The sequence below is a fragment of the Micromonospora sp. LZ34 genome, from assembly GCF_052981855.1.
Genome location: NZ_JBRIQN010000017.1, coordinates 58,085 through 72,512 on the forward strand (window position 1 = coordinate 58,085; position 14,428 = coordinate 72,512).

Below are 14,428 nucleotides of genomic sequence, written 5' to 3' on the forward strand. Positions count from 1 at the left end.
GGCGGGGCCGACCGGCTCCGCCACCCCGCGCCGGGACCCTGGCCCTGAGAACCCGGAGACATCGATGTCGACCGTCACCACCCCAGTCACCAGATCGTCCGAGGCCCGTCCGGCGTCCCCGGATTCGGCCTGGTCGCGTTGGGCCAATCAGCACCGCAAGTGGCTCTTCGCGGCACCCGCCATGGCGTTCGTCGCCGTGCTGATCATCTTCCCGGTGGCGTGGACCGGGTATCTCAGCCTCACCGACGCCGAGGGCTCGGTCCGCGCCGAGAGCGAGTTCATCGGGTTCCAGAACTACCTGGACGTGCTCTCCGACACTGACCGGTTCTGGCCGGCGGTGTGGCGCACCGTCCTCTTCACCGGCGTCGTGCTCCTCGTCGAGGTCGTCCTCGGCATGGCGATCGCCCTGCTGCTGTGGCGGCCGTTCCGCGGTGAGAAGTGGGTCCGGGTCGCGATCCTGCTGCCGCTGGTGGCCACCCCGGTCGCGGTCGGCATGATGTGGCGACTGATCTTCGACCCCAACATCGGCATGGCCAACCAGGTGCTCAGCTGGGTCGGCATCGGCCCGCAGCCCTGGCTCTCCGGGCAGGGCTCGGCCCTGCCGACGACGATGTTCATCGACATCTGGCAGTGGACGCCGATGGTCGTGCTGATCCTGCTCGCCGGCCTGACGTCGCTCTCCGATGAGCCCCAGGAGGCGGCGCTGATCGACGGCGCCAGCACCTGGCAGCGGTTCCGGCATGTCACCCTGCCGCTGCTGATGCCCACCGTGATCGTCGCGATCCTGCTGCGCGGCATCGACGCGCTGAAGACCTTCGACATCCTCTACGCCACCAAGGGCCGTGGCGGCGGGTCGTTCCACGAGGTGGAGACGCTCAACGTCTACGCCTACGGCCTGAGCTTCGACTACAACGACTACGGCGTCTCGTCGACGGTCCTGATCATCTTCTTCCTGATCATCATCGGGGTGATGTGGGCCCTGACCTACCGCAAGAAGGGGCTGGAACGATGAAGCCGAGCAGGCCGTTCAAGGTCTTCCGGGCGGTGGCCCTCGTCGTCGTGGTGGCCTCGCTGATCGCGCCGCTGCTCTGGATGATCGCCGCGTCGCTCAAGACCAACGTCGACATCTACGACACCAGCAAGGCGTTCGTCTTCTCGCCCACCCTGGACAACTACAGCACCGTGCTGGAGCGGGCGAACTACGTCCAGTTCATCGGCAACAGCCTCTGGGTGGCGTTCGCGGCCACCGTGCTGTCGCTCATCCTCGGGGTGCCCGCCGCGTACTCGATGAGCCGGTTCAGCATGAAGAAGTCCGCGCTCGTCGTGCTCATGGCACGGGTCATCCCCGGCGTCTCGCTGCTGGTGCCCTGGTACTACGTCTTCTCGAACCTGCAGATGGTCGGCGGCTACACGGTGCTGATCCTCAGCCACATGTTCGTGTCGCTGCCCCTGATCGTCTACATCATGATGGGCTACTTCGACGGCCTGCCGAGCGAGCTGGAGGAGGCGGCGCTCGTCGACGGGCTGACCCACATCGGGGCGTTCCGGCGGATCACCCTGCCGCTGTCGGTGCCCGGCATCGCCACCGCCGGCATCCTGTCCTTCATCTTCTCCTGGAACAACTTCATGTTCGCCCTGGTGCTCTCCGGCGCCGACACCAAGACGCTGCCGGTGGCGATCTTCGACTTCGTCGGCTACGCCAGCATCGACTGGGGCGGCCTGATGGCGGCGGCCACGGTGGTCACCGTGCCGATCATGGTGATCGCCCTGTTCGTGCAGAAGTACATCGTCTCCGGCCTCACCGCCGGCGCCACGAAGGGCTGACGCCATGACCACGATCGCCCGGGTGGAGACCTTCCTCGTCGCGCCGCGGTGGCTGTTCGTCCGGATCGAGACCTCCTCCGGGATCGTCGGCTGGGGCGAGGCGACCTGCGAGGGCCGCTCCGAGACCGTCCGCACCGCCGTCGAGCAGCTCAGCGAGCTGCTGATCGGCAAGGACGCGCTGCGCATCGAGGACCACTGGCAGGTGATGACGAAGGGCTCGTTCTACCGGGGCGGGCCGATCCTGGCCAGCGCCGTCGCCGGGCTCGACCAGGCGCTGTGGGACATCGCCGGCAAGCACTTCGGCGCGCCGGTGCACCAGCTGCTCGGCGGCCCGGTCCGGGACCGGATCCGGGTCTACGGCTGGGTCGGCGGCGACGAGCCCGCCGAGGTCCGCGACCAGATCAGCGCCGCCATCGAGACGGGCCTGACCGCGGTGAAGATGAACGCCTCGGGCCGGATGAGCCCGGTCGCCTCGGTCGCCGAACTCGACGGTGTGGTCCGGCGGGTGGCCGCCGCCCGCGAGGTGCTCGGCGACGAGCGCGACGTGGCGGTCGACTTCCACGGCCGGTTCACCCTCGCCACCGCCCGCCGGGTCGCTCCGCTGCTCGAACCCTTCCGGCCGTTCTTCCTCGAGGAGCCGGTGGTCCCGGAGAACTCGCACCTGATCGGCGAGTTCGTCCGGGCCACCACCACGCCGGTGTCGACCGGCGAGCGGCTCTACAACCGGCAGGAGTTCCTGCCGGTGCTGCAGGCCGGCATCGCGGTCGCCCAGCCGGATCTGTCGCACGCCGGCGGCATCACCGAGGTCCGCAAGATCGCCGCGCTGGCCGAGGTGTACGACGCGCAGCTCGCCCCGCACTGCCCGCTCGGGCCAATCGCGCTGGCGGCCTGCCTGCAGGTCGGCTTCGCCACGCCGAACTACCTGATCCAGGAACAGAGCATCGGCATCCACTACAACCTCGGCGCCGAGGTGCTCGACTACTGCCTCGACAAGACCCCGCTGACCTTCGTCGACGGGTACGTGGAACGGCTCACGGCGCCCGGCCTGGGCATCGAGATCGACGAACACGCGGTGCGGACGGCGGACAAGCGCGGCCACGCCTGGCGCAGCCCCACCTGGCGACACCGCGACGGCTCCTATGCGGAATGGTGATCACATGACTGTCAACCTCACCGCCGAACTCACCGCCGCCCGCATCCTCGCGGTCATCCGCGGCACCGACACCGCCAGCGCGATCGCCGCCGGCACCGCCCTGCTGGAAGAGGGCGTACGCATCGTCGAGGTGGCCCTCACCACGCCGGACGCGGTGCGGGCCGTCGAGGCGCTGCGCGCGGCCGCGCCCGCCGGCTCCCTGGTCGGCGCCGGCACGGTGCTCACCGCCGCCGACGTCGCCGACGTCGCCGCCGCCGGCGCGCAGTTCGTGGTGACGCCGGCCGTGGTCGAGTCGATCGCCGAGGCCGCCCGCCGGGGCATCCCGGTCGCGGCCGGGGCGTTCACCCCGACCGAGGCGTACACCGCGATGCAGATGGGCGCGTCGGCGGTCAAGCTCTTCCCGGTGTCGGTCGGGGGCGTGGCGTACCTGAAGGCGGTGCGCGACCCGTTCCCGGACATCCCGTTCGTCGCGGTCGGCGGCGTGGGCCTCGACGACGTGCCCGGCTACCTGAAGGCCGGCGCGATCGCGGTCGGCGTCGGCGGGCCGCTGGTCGGCGACGCCGCCTCCGGCGGCGACCTGGCCGCCCTGCGGGAGCGGGCCCGCACCTACGTCGCCGCGGTGAACGGGTCGGCGCGCTGATGACCGCACCGGACCTGCTCACCTTCGGCGAGGCGATGGTGTCGCTGCGCTCGGCCGGCCCGCTCGCCACCGGGGGGTCGCTGAGCATGCACCTGGCCGGCGCCGAGTCCAACGTGGCGGTGGGGGTGGCCCGGCTGGGCCACCGCGCCAGCTGGGTCGGCCGGGTGAGCACCGACGAGTTCGGCGAGTACACGCTGCGGCAGTTGCGCGCCGAGGGCGTCGGTGTGGACGCCGTCGCGCGGGACGCCGACCGGTCGACCGGCCTGATGTTCCTGGAACAGCGCAGCGCCGACCTGACCCGGGTGCAGTACTACCGGTCCGGGTCGGCCGGGTCCGCGCTGCGCGTCGACGACCTGCGGGCTCCGCTGGCCGCCGGCGCCCGGATGCTGCACCTGACCGGGATCACCCCGGCGCTGTCCGACAGCGCCCGGGAGGCCACCCGGTGGGCGGCCGAGGCCGCCGCCGCGGCCGGGATTCCGGTCTGCCTCGACGTCAACTACCGCGGCCGGCTCTGGTCCCGGGAGCGAGCCCGCGAGGTGCTCACCCCGCTGGCCGGGTACGCCGCCGTCGTCATCGCCTCCGCCGACGAGCTCGACCTCGTCGGCGACCCGGGGGCCGACGAATCCACTGTCGTGGCGGAGCTGTTCCGGCGGGGCGTGGAGACCGTCCTGGTCAAGCTGGGCGCGGACGGCGCCCGGGCGTACACCCCGGACGGGGTCGAGGACGTCGGCACCCTGACCGTGACCGCCGTCGACCCCGTCGGCGCCGGGGACGCGTTCACCGCGGGTTACCTGTCCGGCTGGTTCGACGGGCTCGACCTGGCCGGTCGGCTGCGTCGGGCGGCCACCCTCGGCGCCTTCGCGGTCTCCACCCGGGGCGACTGCGAGGGCCTGCCGCGCCGCGCCGAACTGTCCCTACTCGACGGCCACGAGACGGGCAGCGTCCTGCGCTAGCCGTCCCCGCACCACGAACCGAAGAAAGGCACCCCGTGAAGATCGTCGCAGCGGACGTGATCGTCTCGAGTCCGGACCGCAACTTCGTCACCCTGAAGATCACCACCGACGAGGGCATCACCGGACTCGGTGACGGCACGCTCAACGGACGCGAGCTGGCCGTCGCCTCGTACCTGCGCGACCACGTCGCCGCGCTGTTGATCGGGCGGGACCCGCACCGCATCGAGGACACCTGGCAGTTCCTGTACCGCTCGGCGTACTGGCGGCGGGGGCCGGTAACCATGGCGGCCATCGCGGCGGTCGACGTGGCGCTGTGGGACATCAAGGCCAAGGCCGCAGGGATGCCGCTCTACCAGCTGCTCGGCGGCGCGTCGCGCACCGGCATCATGGCGTACGGCCACGCCTCCGGCCGGGACCTGCCGGAGCTGTTCGACTCGATCCGCCGGCACCTGGACGAGGGCTACCGCTCCATCCGGGTGCAGACCTCCGTGCCGGGCATCAACGCCGTCTACGGCGTGGCCGCCCAGCCCAGCGCCGACGGCAAGCGCTACGACTACGAGCCGGCGCAGCGCATCCCGCTGCCGGCCGAGGAGGACTGGGACACCCGGGCCTACCTGCGCCACCTGCCCGGCGTCTTCGAGGCGGTCCGCAACGAGTTCGGCCCGGAGCTGCCGCTGCTGCACGACGGTCACCACCGGATGACCCCCATCCAGGCGGCCAAGCTCGGCAAGGCGCTGGAGCCGTACGACCTGTTCTGGCTGGAGGACTGCACCCCGGCGGAGAACCAGGAGGCGCTGCGGCTGGTCCGCCAGCACACCACCACGCCGCTGGCCATCGGCGAGGTCTTCAACACGGTGTGGGACTACCAGACCCTGATCCGCGAGCAGCTCATCGACTACGTCCGGTCCGCGGTGACGCACACCGGCGGCATCACCGCCATGCGCAAGCTGCTCGACTTCGCCGCGCAGTACCAGATCAAGTCCGGCATCCACGGACCCACCGACATCTCGCCGGTCGGCATGGCCGCCGCGCTGCACCTGGACCTGGCCATCCACAACTTCGGCATCCAGGAGTACATGCGGCACGGGCCGCTCACCAACGAGGTGTTCCGGCAGTCCTTCACCTTCACCGACGGGTACCTGCACCCGGGCGAGCAGCCCGGGCTCGGCGTGGAACTCGACGAGGCCGCCGCCGAGAAGTTCCCGTACGTGCCGGCCTACCTGCCGTTCAACCGGCTCAAGGACGGCACGGTCCATGACTGGTGAGCGGCGGCCGGCCCCGGCCGGCCCGACGCGGCACGTGGTGGTGATGGGGGTGTCCGGGGCCGGCAAGACGACCGTGGCCCGGGGCATCGCCGCCCGTACCGGACTGACCTTCGCCGAGGCGGACGAGTTCCACTCGCCGGCCAACGTGGCCCGGATGGCGGCCGGCGAGCCGCTGGACGACGCCGCCCGTTTGCCCTGGCTGCGTGACCTGGCCGGGTGGATGGCGGCCCGCGCCGCCGAGGGTGTCTCCACGGTGCTGGCCTGCTCGGCGCTCAAGCGCTCCTACCGCGACCTGCTCCGGCAGGGCGCGCCGGGCGTGGAGTTCGTGCACCTGGACGGGTCGGCCGAGGTGATCCGCGACCGGATGACCCGCCGGGCCGGGCACTACATGCCGGCGAGCCTGCTGGAGTCGCAGCTGGCCACCCTGGAGCAGCCCGACCCGGACGAGTCGGTGCTGGTGCTCGACGTGTCGCTGACGCCGGAGGAACTGGTCGAGGCGGCGGTCGGCAAGCTCGGACTGCCCCGGGTGACCGAGTGACCGGCCGGCGTCAGCCGGGCAGCGCGTCGAGGTAGACCCAGCGACCGTCCTCGCGGACGAAGCGGCTGCGCTCGGTCAGCGTCCCGGGCCGCCCGCCCGCCCGGTAGTGGGCACGGAACTCGACGGTCCCGGCCGTGTCGAAGAGCCCGCCGCAGTCGGTGCCGATCACCTCGAGCCGGGTCCAGCGCTGCCCCGGGTCGAGGTCCAGCCGGGCCGGCCGTGTCGAGGAGTGCCAGCTGAGCAGCAGGTAAGCGGCGTCGCCGAGGGCGAACGCGGTGAACCGGGAGCGCATCAGCGCCTCGGCGGTCGCGGCCGTCCCGCCCCGGTGCAGCGGGCCGCAGCAGTCGGCGTACGGCCGGCCGGAGCCGCACGGGCACGGCCCGGCCGGGCCGGGAGCCGCGCTCCGGCGGGCGTCTCGTCGTGGCACGGGCCCATTCTGGCCCACCGCCGGGCCGTACCCCCGGTCGGTCCGGCCGCCGCGGGCTCGGCGGCTGGCGCGGCGGCGGTCAGCCGGTGGTCCGGCGGGCGCCGCGTCGGGTGCCGAACGACTCCATCGTCGCCTTCCGCCCCGTCGTCTTCTTCGCCGGCGCGGTCGTGGTGGCGCGGGAGCGGCTCGCCACCGCCTTCTTCGCGGGCGCCTTCTTGGCGGCCGCCTTGGTGCCGGGCGCCTTCGCCGCCGCCTTGGTGCCGGGCGCCTTCGCGGCCGTCGCCGACACCCGGGGCCGGCGGGTGGGGGCCGCGGTGGCCGAGGTGTCCTTCTTCCGCGCGACCCGAGCTGAGGTCGACGTGGGCTTCTCGCCCGGCGTCTTGGCCGTGCTCGCCCCGGTCGCCCGCTTCGTGGCCGCCGCGACCTTCTTCGCCGCCGCCTTCCGGGGCAGCGGGCCCCCGTGGGGTCCGCCGGTCGCTCTGCTGGTACCACCGGTGGATCTGGCCGCCATCGTCCCTCCTCGCGGATCCGCCCTGCCCGCCCCGTCCAGGGCGGGACCCGTGCTGACCGGCCGGCGCGGGCCGACGACCCGTCCGGCGCGCACGGTCTTCCCGGGCCCCCGGCCGTCAAACGCCGTCGGGCGTCCGGCCCACCGGGCCGGTACGGGCGGGCCCCTCCACCGGCAGTGACCGGCGTCTAATACCAGACACCCGGCGTGACGAGGCCGATACGCCGGTTTCCCCCTTCCGGGCCCCACCGGTCAGCGCGATTGGACCAGGAAACGAAACATGGATCGGCTCTGTCGTGGGGCCAATCCGGCCGGCAGGGTGGGGAAAGCGATCGACCCGACCGAAGGGCTGGAACACCGACCATGACGACCGCCGACATGTGGTTCGACCCGCGCTGCCCGTGGGCCTGGAACGCCTCCCGCTGGTTGCTGGAGGTGGAACGGGTCCGGGCGGTCACCGTGCGCTTCCACGTGATGAGCCTGTCCGTGCTCAACGAGGGGCGCGACGGGCTGGAGGAGTGGTACCGCGAGTGGCTCAAGCCGGGCATGGGCCCGGTGCGGGTGGCCGTCGCCGCCGAGCAGAAGTACGGCAACCAGGTGCTGCGCGACCTTTACACGGCGCTCGGCAACCGGATCCACCACGAGCGCACCCCGATCGGTCCGGAGCTGTACCGGGCGGCGCTGGCCGAGGTGGGGCTGGCGGTCGAACTCGCCGACGCCGCGGAGTCCACCGACCACGACGAGGCGCTGCTGGCCAGCCACCACGCCGGCCTGGAGCCGGTCGGCGAGGACCTGGGCACGCCCACCATCCACGTCACCGTGGGCGGTCACCGGACCGCCTTCTTCGGCCCGGTCGTCGCCCCGGCGCCGCGCGGCGAGGCGGCCGGCCGGCTCTGGGACGGGGTGCTCGCGGTCGCCGGCACCGACGGCTTCTTCGAACTCAAGCGCGCCCGCACCCGCCCGCCGATCGAGCGCTGACCGGCTGGCCGGCGGCGTTCCGCCCGCGGGCCGGGGCGGCGGGGACCGGGTCAGGGCAGCTCGACCGGCAGCGGCACCGGGCGCTTGGCGACCCGGTCGTCGCCGGAGGACCGGCCGCGCAGGTGCCGGGCCAGCCACGGCAGCAGGTGCCGGCGGGTCCACGCCAGTTCGGCACGGACCACCTCGTGGTGGTGCCGGCGCAGCGCGGCGGCCAGCGGCTGCGACCAGCTGTCGTCGGCCCCGGGCAGCCCGACCGTGTGCGCCAGCGCCGCGGCGATCCGCTCGTGCCCGGCGCTGTTGGCGTGCAGCCGGTCGTCGCTCCACAGCCGGGGATCCGAGGCGACCGGGTGCGCGCCGAGGTCCAGCAGGGTGGCCCCGGTCCGCGCGGTGGCCGCGCGCAGCGCCGCGTTGAGCGCGAGCATCCGGCCCCGCAGCGGGCGGGCCACCGGCATCACCGGCACCGGGTCGGGCAGCGTGAAGGTCAGCACGGTCGCGCCCTGCCCGACCAGGGCCCGCTGCATCGCCTCGACCTCCGCGGCCACCCGGTCGGCGTCGAAGGACGGGCGCAGCACGTCGTTCATGCCGGCCACCACGGTGGCCAGGTCCGGCGCGAGGTCGAGCGCGACCGGCAGCTGCTCGGCCCGGATCCGGGCCGCGGTACGGCCCCGGATCGCCAGGTTCGCGTACTCCAACCCGCCCTGCGCGCGGGCCACCGCCAGGGCGAACCGGTCGGCCCAGCCCCGGTAGCCCCCGCCGTCGCCGGGATCGTCCAGCCCCTCGGTGGTGCTGTCGCCGATCGCCACGTACCGCCGCCACATCACGGGGCCGAGGGTAGCGGCCGGGCCGCCGGGGTCCACCGCCGCGGGGGACAGCGACGACTGACGATGCCCCGTAGACTCTGCCGATGGCGCGATCTGCCGCGGTTCCGCTCGCCCCCGGCGTCTGGCGCATTCCCACCGCCGGCCGCGCCTTCATCAACTCCTATGCCCTGGCCGACGACGACGGCAGCGTCACGCTCGTCGACTGCGGGGTGAAGCGGGCGCCGGCCCGGATCGTGCGCGGGCTGGCCGCGATCGGCCGGACCCCCGCCGACGTCACCCGGATCGTGCTGACCCACGCCCACGCCGACCACGCCGGCGGCGCCGCCGAACTCGCCCGCCGCACCGGCGCCCCGGTCGCCGCGCACGCCGCCGACGTCGGGTACGTCCAGGCGGGCCAGGTCCCGCCCCGGGATCCCGCGGTCACCGGGGCGCGGCTCTTCGCCCGGCTGCCCGGCGGCCGCTTCCCGGCCGTCGAGGTCGCGCAGCCGCTCGCCGACGGCGACCTGCTCCCGGTCGGCGGCGGGCTGCGCGTGGTGCACACCCCCGGGCACTCGCCGGGCCACGTCTCGCTGCTGCACGAGCCGACCCGGGTGCTGATCACCGGCGACGCGCTGTTCAACGTGGTCGGCGTCCGCTGGCCGGTCAAGGTCTTCTGCACCGACTTCCGGATGACCCAGCGGACCGCGCACGTGCTCGGCGAACTGGACTACGACGTGGCCGCCTTCACCCACGGCCCGGAGATCACCGACAACGCCCGCGAGCGGGTCCGCGCCTTCCTCACCCGGCTGCGCTGAGCCCCTGGTCAGAGCCAGCCGGAGCGGCGGAACAGGCGGTGCAGGGTGAACGCGACCGCCGCCATCAGACCGAGCGCCGCGAAGTATCCGTAGCGCCAGCCCAGCTCCGGCATGTTGGCGAAGTTCATGCCGTAGATGCCGGCGATGCCGGTCTGGGTGGCGGCGATGGCCGCCCACGCGGCGATCTTGCGCATGTCGTTGTTCTGTTCCACCGTCAGCTGCGTCAGCCGGGACTGCACGATCGAGGTGAGCAGGTCGTCGTAGGCGGCGACCCGGTCCACGGCCCGGGCCAGCCGGCCGTCGACGTCGACGAACCAGCGGTGCAGCCCGCGGGGCGGGCCGTCCGGGCGCTGGTCGAGCAGCGAGCGCAGCGGCGCCTGCAGCGGCAGCACCGCCCGCTTGAACTCCACCACCTCCCGCTTGAGTTGGTAGAGGTGCTGGATGTCGACGGACCGGTCCCGGGCGAAGACGGTCTCCTCGGCCCGCTCCAGGTCCCGCTCGACGTGCCCGGCCACCTCCAGGTAGAGGTCGACCATCCGCGAGCAGACCGCGTACGCCACCGCCCACGGGCCCTCGGCCAGCACCGCCGGCCGGCCCTGGATCTCCTCCCGCACCGGGGTCAGCGCCCCGGAGGCGCCGTGCCGGACGGTGATGACGAACCGGTCGCCGAGGAAGACCATCACGTCCCCGGTGTCGATCACCTCGGAGGTGTCGGTCAGCTCGTGGTGCTCGACGTAGCCGGCGGTGCGCAGCACCAGCAGGGTGACCTCGCCGTGCCGCTGCACCGTGGGGCGGTGGCCGTCGGCGAGCGCCTGCGCGACGGTCAACTCGTCGAGCCCGAACGTGCGGCCGACCGCGGCCATCACCGCCGCGCCCGGGTCGTGCAGGCCGAGCCAGACGAACGCGTTGCGGCCGCGTCGGACCCGGTCGTACGCGTCGGCGTAGTGCGGCCGGCCCGGCTCGCGGCGCCCGTTGACGTAGACGGCACAGTCCACCACCGCGTCCGGGTTGACCCGCCGGCGTGGCGCCGGGACGGCCTCGGCGGCCGGCCGGCCGAGCAACCGGGTCACCAGGTCCGGCAGCCGCATCCGGGTCCGTACGGGTTGCTCGTCCACGTCCACCTCCGCGTCGCCGGGCACTGACCCGACACCGTACGCGGATCACGGATGCGGCCCTGTCCGGCCTCCGACGCCTCGGGCCGGTCAGCCCGTGCGGGTGGCGAAGACGACGACGTTGTCGACGTAGTTGCCGCTGCGTTCGTCGAACCGGCCGCCGCAGGTGACCAGGCGCAGCCCTGCCGCCGGGTTCGGGCCGTAGACGAGGTCGGAGGGGAAGCGCTGCTTCGGGTACGCCGCGACGCCGTCCACGGTGAAGGTCGCCGCGCTGGCGTCGGCGCGGGTGACGCGCACGGCGTCGCCCCGGCGCAGCCGGCCCAGGTCGAAGAAGACGGCCGGACCGCTGGGGGAGTCCACGTGCCCGACGACCACCGCGTTGCCGGTCTCGCCGGGGCTGACGCCGAGGGAGTACCAGCCGGCCAGGGCGGGCCGGTCTAGCGGCGGGACCTCCAGCGCCCCGGCGGCGTCGGCGGCGACGGGCACCACCTCCGCCCGTACGCCGATGGCCGGGACCTCGACCCGGACGGGGTCGGCGCGGGGCAGCGGCGGCAGGCTCGGCGCGGGACGGACGGCGACCGGCGCGTCCGCGGCGTCCGGCTGCGGCGGTCGGGGCGGCGCGGCGGTCAGCCCGGCCGCGATCAGGCCGAGCCCGGCCGTGCCGACCAGCCCCACCGTCGCGACGGTCGGCCCCGGCCTGCGCCACCACACGTCTGCACCTCCGTGCCCGGTCGGGTCGGGGTGCCCGCGCCGGCGTCGGTGCGGGCACCCGTCCCAGGGATGGTGTGTCGGGTCGCCGGTCAGGCGACGGCGGCGGGATGGCGCCGGCGGCGGGCCAGGATCAGGGCGCCGCCGACGGCGGTGCCGAGCAGGGTCGCGCCGGCGGCGAGCGAAGCGGTGCCGTCCGTGCCACCGCCGCCACCGGCCGGGGCGCCACCGATCGGCGTGACGGTGAAGGTGGCGCTGCCGGCCGCGGTGCCGTCGCCGCAGGTCGCGGTCACCGTGTAGGTGCCCAGGGTGAATCCGGCGGTGAAGAGTTCGGCGCTCAGGCCGCCGCCGGCCGCGGCCGTGGTGGACCGGACGTTGATGTCACGGTTGGGGCCGGTGACGCGGAAGATCGCGTCGCCGGCCATCGGGTTGCAGGTCGTCGCGGTGAGCACGACCGTCCCGCCGACCGGGGTGGTGGCCGGTGACACGATGGTGTCGGCCAGCGCGGCGCCCGGGAGCAGCAGCGTGCCGAGACCTACGCCCACCGCCGCCGATACGAGAACTGTCTTTGCCTTCATGCGCGTCTTCCCTCACATTTCGTCCGCTGACTGCGTGGGACGTCGTTCGGGTGGCCAACTCCGTGACTAGCACCGGTGTGCCCAACACTAGGAGGGTTGGGGCCTCGATCCGGTGAAAATGAGAAATCTTCGTTGCCGTCACGTGTCCACCCCACGGCGGCGGAAGCCGCAGGTCAGGCCCGGCACGCGCGACCGCGACGCCCGCGAGGAAAGCCGCGTTGCACCCCGTTCGCGGCGTACGCCCGGCGTCGGCTCAGCCGGGACGGCCCTGGCCGGGGCGGACCAGCCCGGTCTCGTAGCAGAGCACCACGGCCTGCACCCGGTCGCGGAGCCCCAGCTTCGCCAGGATCCGCTTGACGTGCGTCTTCACCGTCGACTCCTCGATCACCAGCACGGTGGCGATCTCGGCGTTGGACAGACCGCGGGCCACCAGCTCCAGCACGTCCCGCTCCCGCGGGGTCAGCTCACCCAGCCGGCGGCGCAGCGCCGGATCGACCGGCGCGTCGTGGTCGACCATCCGGCTGATCACCGTACGGGTCACGGCGGGGGAGAGCAGGGCCTCACCGGCGGCCACGGTGTGGATAGCGGCGATGAGCTGTTCCGGCCGGGTGCGTTTGAGCACGAAGCCGGACGCCCCGGCGCGCAGCGCGCCGAAGACGTAGTCGTCGTCCTCGAAGGTGGTCAGCACGAGCACCCGGGTCCGGCCGCCGGCCGCGACGATCTCCCGGGTCGCGCTCACCCCGTCCATCCGGGGCATCCGCACGTCCATCAGCACCACGTCCGGTTCGAGCGCCCGGCTCCGCTCGACCGCCTGCCGGCCGTCGGCGGCCTCGCCGACCACCTCGATGCCGTCGTCGACCGACAACACCGCCCGCAGGCCGGCGCGCATCAGGTCGTCGTCGTCGACCAGCAGCAGCCGCAGCGGGGTCACCGGCCCGACCCGTCGTACGGCAGGCGGGCCCGCAGCCGGAACACGCCCCGCTCCGCGACGGTCTCCAGCGTCCCGCCCAGCAGGGTGGCCCGCTCCCGCATGCCCACGATGCCGTGCCGCCGCCCCCGGACGGCGGCATCGGCCGGCGCCGCCGGGGCGGGATTGCTCACCGCGATCTCCACCGCGTCCGCCCGGAAGTCCACGGCGACCTGCGCGGTGCCGGATCCGTGCCGGGCGGCGTTGGTCAGCGACTCCTGCAGGATCCGGTAGGCGGCCCAGGAGACGCTGCGCGGCAGCGGCCCGTCCGGGCCGTGCAGTTCGGCGTCGATGCGCAGCCCGTCCGCCCGGTGCCGATCCACCAGCTCCGCCAACGCACCGGGATCGGCGGGCACGGCCTCGGCCGTGTCGTCGTCGCGCAGCGCCCGCACCAGGCGCTCCATCTCGACGATGGTGCTCCGGGCCACCTCCTCCACGGTGGCGATGGCGCGCAGCGACCGCTGCGGGTCCCGGGCGTGCGTCAACCGGGCCGCGCCGGCCTGCACCAGGATCACGTTGACCGCGTGGCCGGCGGAGTCGTGCAGCTCCCGGGCGATCCGGGTGCGCTCCTCGGCCACCGCCAGCCGGCGCTCGCGTTCGACCTCCCGGGCGGCGCGGGCGGCCCGCTCCTCCAACTCGTCGATCCGTTCCCGCCGTAGCCGGGACACCTCGCCGGACAGCCAGGCGCCCGCGAACGTCAGCGCCCACGCGCCGATCCCGGAGACCACGCCGAGCCCGCGGAAGCCGGCCGCGGCGTACGCGCTGGCGGCCACCGGGACGAACGCCCCGACGGCGAGGCGGGCCGTCCACCGCCGGCTGGTTCGCCGGTCGCCGCCGTACACCGCGGCCAGGGTGTGCACCGCGACGACGCAGCTGAACGGGAAGTCCAGCGGATAGCGCAGGACGAGCAGGGCGGCGGTGCCGACGGCGGTGCCGAGGTACGCGAGCAGGGGTGCCCGGCGCCGGATCAGCAGCGGCAGGCAGGCCGCGGTGACCAGCGCCACGCCGGTGGCGTCCAGGGTGGTCGCGTCCGGCGACGGGGTGCCGATCCCGTCGAGGACGAGCACGAGCAGCGACACGGCGAACGCGGACACCGTCACGCCGGCATCCACCAGCTGGTCACGACGGGTCACGACACCGAGGTTAGCGGGGGTGCGGCGGC

At 73.9% G+C, this 14,428-nt stretch carries 17 protein-coding genes; 9 read left to right on the forward strand and 8 right to left on the reverse strand.

All coding sequences use genetic code 11. From position 1 onward, the window contains the following. The first annotated feature begins 64 nt into the window (after positions 1-64). From ACVCAH_RS19245 to ACVCAH_RS19275, 7 genes are read left to right on the forward strand one after another with little or no spacing between them, the layout of a single operon-like run. A complete protein-coding gene (locus tag ACVCAH_RS19245) occupies positions 65-1,012 on the forward strand; it encodes a carbohydrate ABC transporter permease (protein ID WP_447137549.1) in 948 nt (315 codons plus the stop codon). After that, on the forward strand, positions 1,009-1,824 hold the full coding sequence (locus tag ACVCAH_RS19250) for a carbohydrate ABC transporter permease (RefSeq protein ID WP_447137550.1): 816 nt from the start codon (positions 1,009-1,011) through the stop codon (positions 1,822-1,824). Before ACVCAH_RS19245 ends, ACVCAH_RS19250 begins: the two co-directional genes overlap by 4 nt. A 4-nt stretch (positions 1,825-1,828) precedes the next feature. Continuing rightward, positions 1,829-2,977, forward strand: coding sequence for a galactonate dehydratase (gene dgoD / locus ACVCAH_RS19255; RefSeq protein WP_447137551.1), 1,149 nt, complete (start codon positions 1,829-1,831; stop codon positions 2,975-2,977). Positions 2,978-2,981: 4 nt separating this feature from the next. Next, positions 2,982-3,617: a bifunctional 4-hydroxy-2-oxoglutarate aldolase/2-dehydro-3-deoxy-phosphogluconate aldolase gene (locus ACVCAH_RS19260; RefSeq protein ID WP_447137552.1), complete on the forward strand. Its 636-nt coding sequence runs from the start codon at positions 2,982-2,984 to the stop codon at positions 3,615-3,617. Beyond that, positions 3,617-4,570 carry a sugar kinase gene (locus ACVCAH_RS19265; RefSeq protein WP_447137553.1) on the forward strand — a complete coding sequence of 318 codons (954 nt, stop codon included), beginning with the start codon at positions 3,617-3,619 and terminating at the stop codon, positions 4,568-4,570. The genes ACVCAH_RS19260 and ACVCAH_RS19265 overlap by 1 nt, the downstream gene beginning before the upstream one ends. 35 nt (positions 4,571-4,605) lie before the next feature. Then, positions 4,606-5,835 carry a D-mannonate dehydratase ManD gene (gene manD, locus ACVCAH_RS19270; RefSeq protein WP_447137554.1) on the forward strand — a complete coding sequence of 410 codons (1,230 nt, stop codon included), beginning with the start codon at positions 4,606-4,608 and terminating at the stop codon, positions 5,833-5,835. Next, complete coding sequence (locus ACVCAH_RS19275; RefSeq protein ID WP_447137555.1) at positions 5,825-6,373, forward strand: gluconokinase; 549 nt, start codon at positions 5,825-5,827, stop codon at positions 6,371-6,373. The genes manD and ACVCAH_RS19275 overlap by 11 nt, the downstream gene beginning before the upstream one ends. Positions 6,374-6,383: 10 nt before the next feature. On the opposite strand, the gene ACVCAH_RS19280 is transcribed toward ACVCAH_RS19275, so the two are convergent. Further along, on the reverse strand, positions 6,384-6,800 hold the full coding sequence (locus ACVCAH_RS19280) for a YchJ family protein (protein ID WP_447137556.1): 417 nt from the start codon (positions 6,798-6,800) through the stop codon (positions 6,384-6,386). Between the two features lie 79 nt (positions 6,801-6,879). Then, on the reverse strand, positions 6,880-7,311 hold the full coding sequence (locus ACVCAH_RS19285) for a hypothetical protein (RefSeq protein ID WP_447137557.1): 432 nt from the start codon (positions 7,309-7,311) through the stop codon (positions 6,880-6,882). Between the two features lie 360 nt (positions 7,312-7,671). Between ACVCAH_RS19285 and ACVCAH_RS19290 the strand changes: the two genes are divergently transcribed. Further along, positions 7,672-8,286 (forward strand): mycothiol-dependent nitroreductase Rv2466c family protein, encoded by a 615-nt coding sequence (locus tag ACVCAH_RS19290; RefSeq protein ID WP_447137558.1) that lies wholly within the window; start codon positions 7,672-7,674, stop codon positions 8,284-8,286. A gap of 50 nt (positions 8,287-8,336) precedes the next feature. On the opposite strand, the gene ACVCAH_RS19295 is transcribed toward ACVCAH_RS19290, so the two are convergent. Next, a complete protein-coding gene (locus ACVCAH_RS19295; RefSeq protein WP_447137635.1) occupies positions 8,337-9,104 on the reverse strand; it encodes an SGNH/GDSL hydrolase family protein in 768 nt (255 codons plus the stop codon). Positions 9,105-9,190: 86 nt separating this feature from the next. On the opposite strand from ACVCAH_RS19295, the gene ACVCAH_RS19300 reads away from it, so the two are divergent. Continuing rightward, complete coding sequence (locus ACVCAH_RS19300) at positions 9,191-9,901, forward strand: MBL fold metallo-hydrolase (protein ID WP_447137559.1); 711 nt, start codon at positions 9,191-9,193, stop codon at positions 9,899-9,901. An 8-nt stretch (positions 9,902-9,909) separates the two neighbouring features. Here the strand turns inward: ACVCAH_RS19300 and ACVCAH_RS19305 are convergent, their stop codons facing one another. The 5 genes from ACVCAH_RS19305 to ACVCAH_RS19325 form a co-directional block, all read right to left on the reverse strand. Then, positions 9,910-11,040, reverse strand: a complete 1,131-nt coding sequence (locus tag ACVCAH_RS19305) for a magnesium and cobalt transport protein CorA (RefSeq protein WP_447137560.1) — start codon at positions 11,038-11,040, stop codon at positions 9,910-9,912. A 63-nt stretch (positions 11,041-11,103) separates the two neighbouring features. Further along, on the reverse strand, positions 11,104-11,724 hold the full coding sequence (locus ACVCAH_RS19310) for a class F sortase (protein ID WP_447137561.1): 621 nt from the start codon (positions 11,722-11,724) through the stop codon (positions 11,104-11,106). An 89-nt stretch (positions 11,725-11,813) separates the two neighbouring features. Then, positions 11,814-12,299 carry a hypothetical protein gene (locus ACVCAH_RS19315; protein ID WP_447137562.1) on the reverse strand — a complete coding sequence of 162 codons (486 nt, stop codon included), beginning with the start codon at positions 12,297-12,299 and terminating at the stop codon, positions 11,814-11,816. A 253-nt stretch (positions 12,300-12,552) separates the two neighbouring features. Next, on the reverse strand, positions 12,553-13,188 hold the full coding sequence (locus ACVCAH_RS19320) for a response regulator (protein WP_447137636.1): 636 nt from the start codon (positions 13,186-13,188) through the stop codon (positions 12,553-12,555). A 38-nt stretch (positions 13,189-13,226) separates the two neighbouring features. Then, positions 13,227-14,399: a sensor histidine kinase gene (locus tag ACVCAH_RS19325; protein WP_447137563.1), complete on the reverse strand. Its 1,173-nt coding sequence runs from the start codon at positions 14,397-14,399 to the stop codon at positions 13,227-13,229. Between the last annotated feature and the right edge of the window lie 29 nt (positions 14,400-14,428).

Bases quoted from the DNA above. Each gene is read 5' to 3' on its own strand.
- ACVCAH_RS19245 (WP_447137549.1), top strand. From the start codon at position 65: ATGTCGACCGTCACCACCCCAGTCACCAGATCGTCCGAGGCCCGTCCG.
- ACVCAH_RS19250 (WP_447137550.1), top strand. From the start codon at position 1,009: ATGAAGCCGAGCAGGCCGTTCAAGGTCTTCCGGGCGGTGGCCCTCGTC.
- dgoD (WP_447137551.1), top strand. From the start codon at position 1,829: ATGACCACGATCGCCCGGGTGGAGACCTTCCTCGTCGCGCCGCGGTGG.
- ACVCAH_RS19260 (WP_447137552.1), top strand. From the start codon at position 2,982: ATGACTGTCAACCTCACCGCCGAACTCACCGCCGCCCGCATCCTCGCG.
- ACVCAH_RS19265 (WP_447137553.1), top strand. From the start codon at position 3,617: ATGACCGCACCGGACCTGCTCACCTTCGGCGAGGCGATGGTGTCGCTG.
- ACVCAH_RS19275 (WP_447137555.1), top strand. From the start codon at position 5,825: ATGACTGGTGAGCGGCGGCCGGCCCCGGCCGGCCCGACGCGGCACGTG.
- ACVCAH_RS19285 (WP_447137557.1), bottom strand. From the start codon at position 7,311: ATGGCGGCCAGATCCACCGGTGGTACCAGCAGAGCGACCGGCGGACCC.
- ACVCAH_RS19290 (WP_447137558.1), top strand. From the start codon at position 7,672: ATGACGACCGCCGACATGTGGTTCGACCCGCGCTGCCCGTGGGCCTGG.
- ACVCAH_RS19295 (WP_447137635.1), bottom strand. From the start codon at position 9,104: ATGTGGCGGCGGTACGTGGCGATCGGCGACAGCACCACCGAGGGGCTG.
- ACVCAH_RS19300 (WP_447137559.1), top strand. From the start codon at position 9,191: ATGGCGCGATCTGCCGCGGTTCCGCTCGCCCCCGGCGTCTGGCGCATT.
- ACVCAH_RS19315 (WP_447137562.1), bottom strand. From the start codon at position 12,299: ATGAAGGCAAAGACAGTTCTCGTATCGGCGGCGGTGGGCGTAGGTCTC.
- ACVCAH_RS19320 (WP_447137636.1), bottom strand. From the start codon at position 13,188: ATGCGCGCCGGCCTGCGGGCGGTGTTGTCGGTCGACGACGGCATCGAG.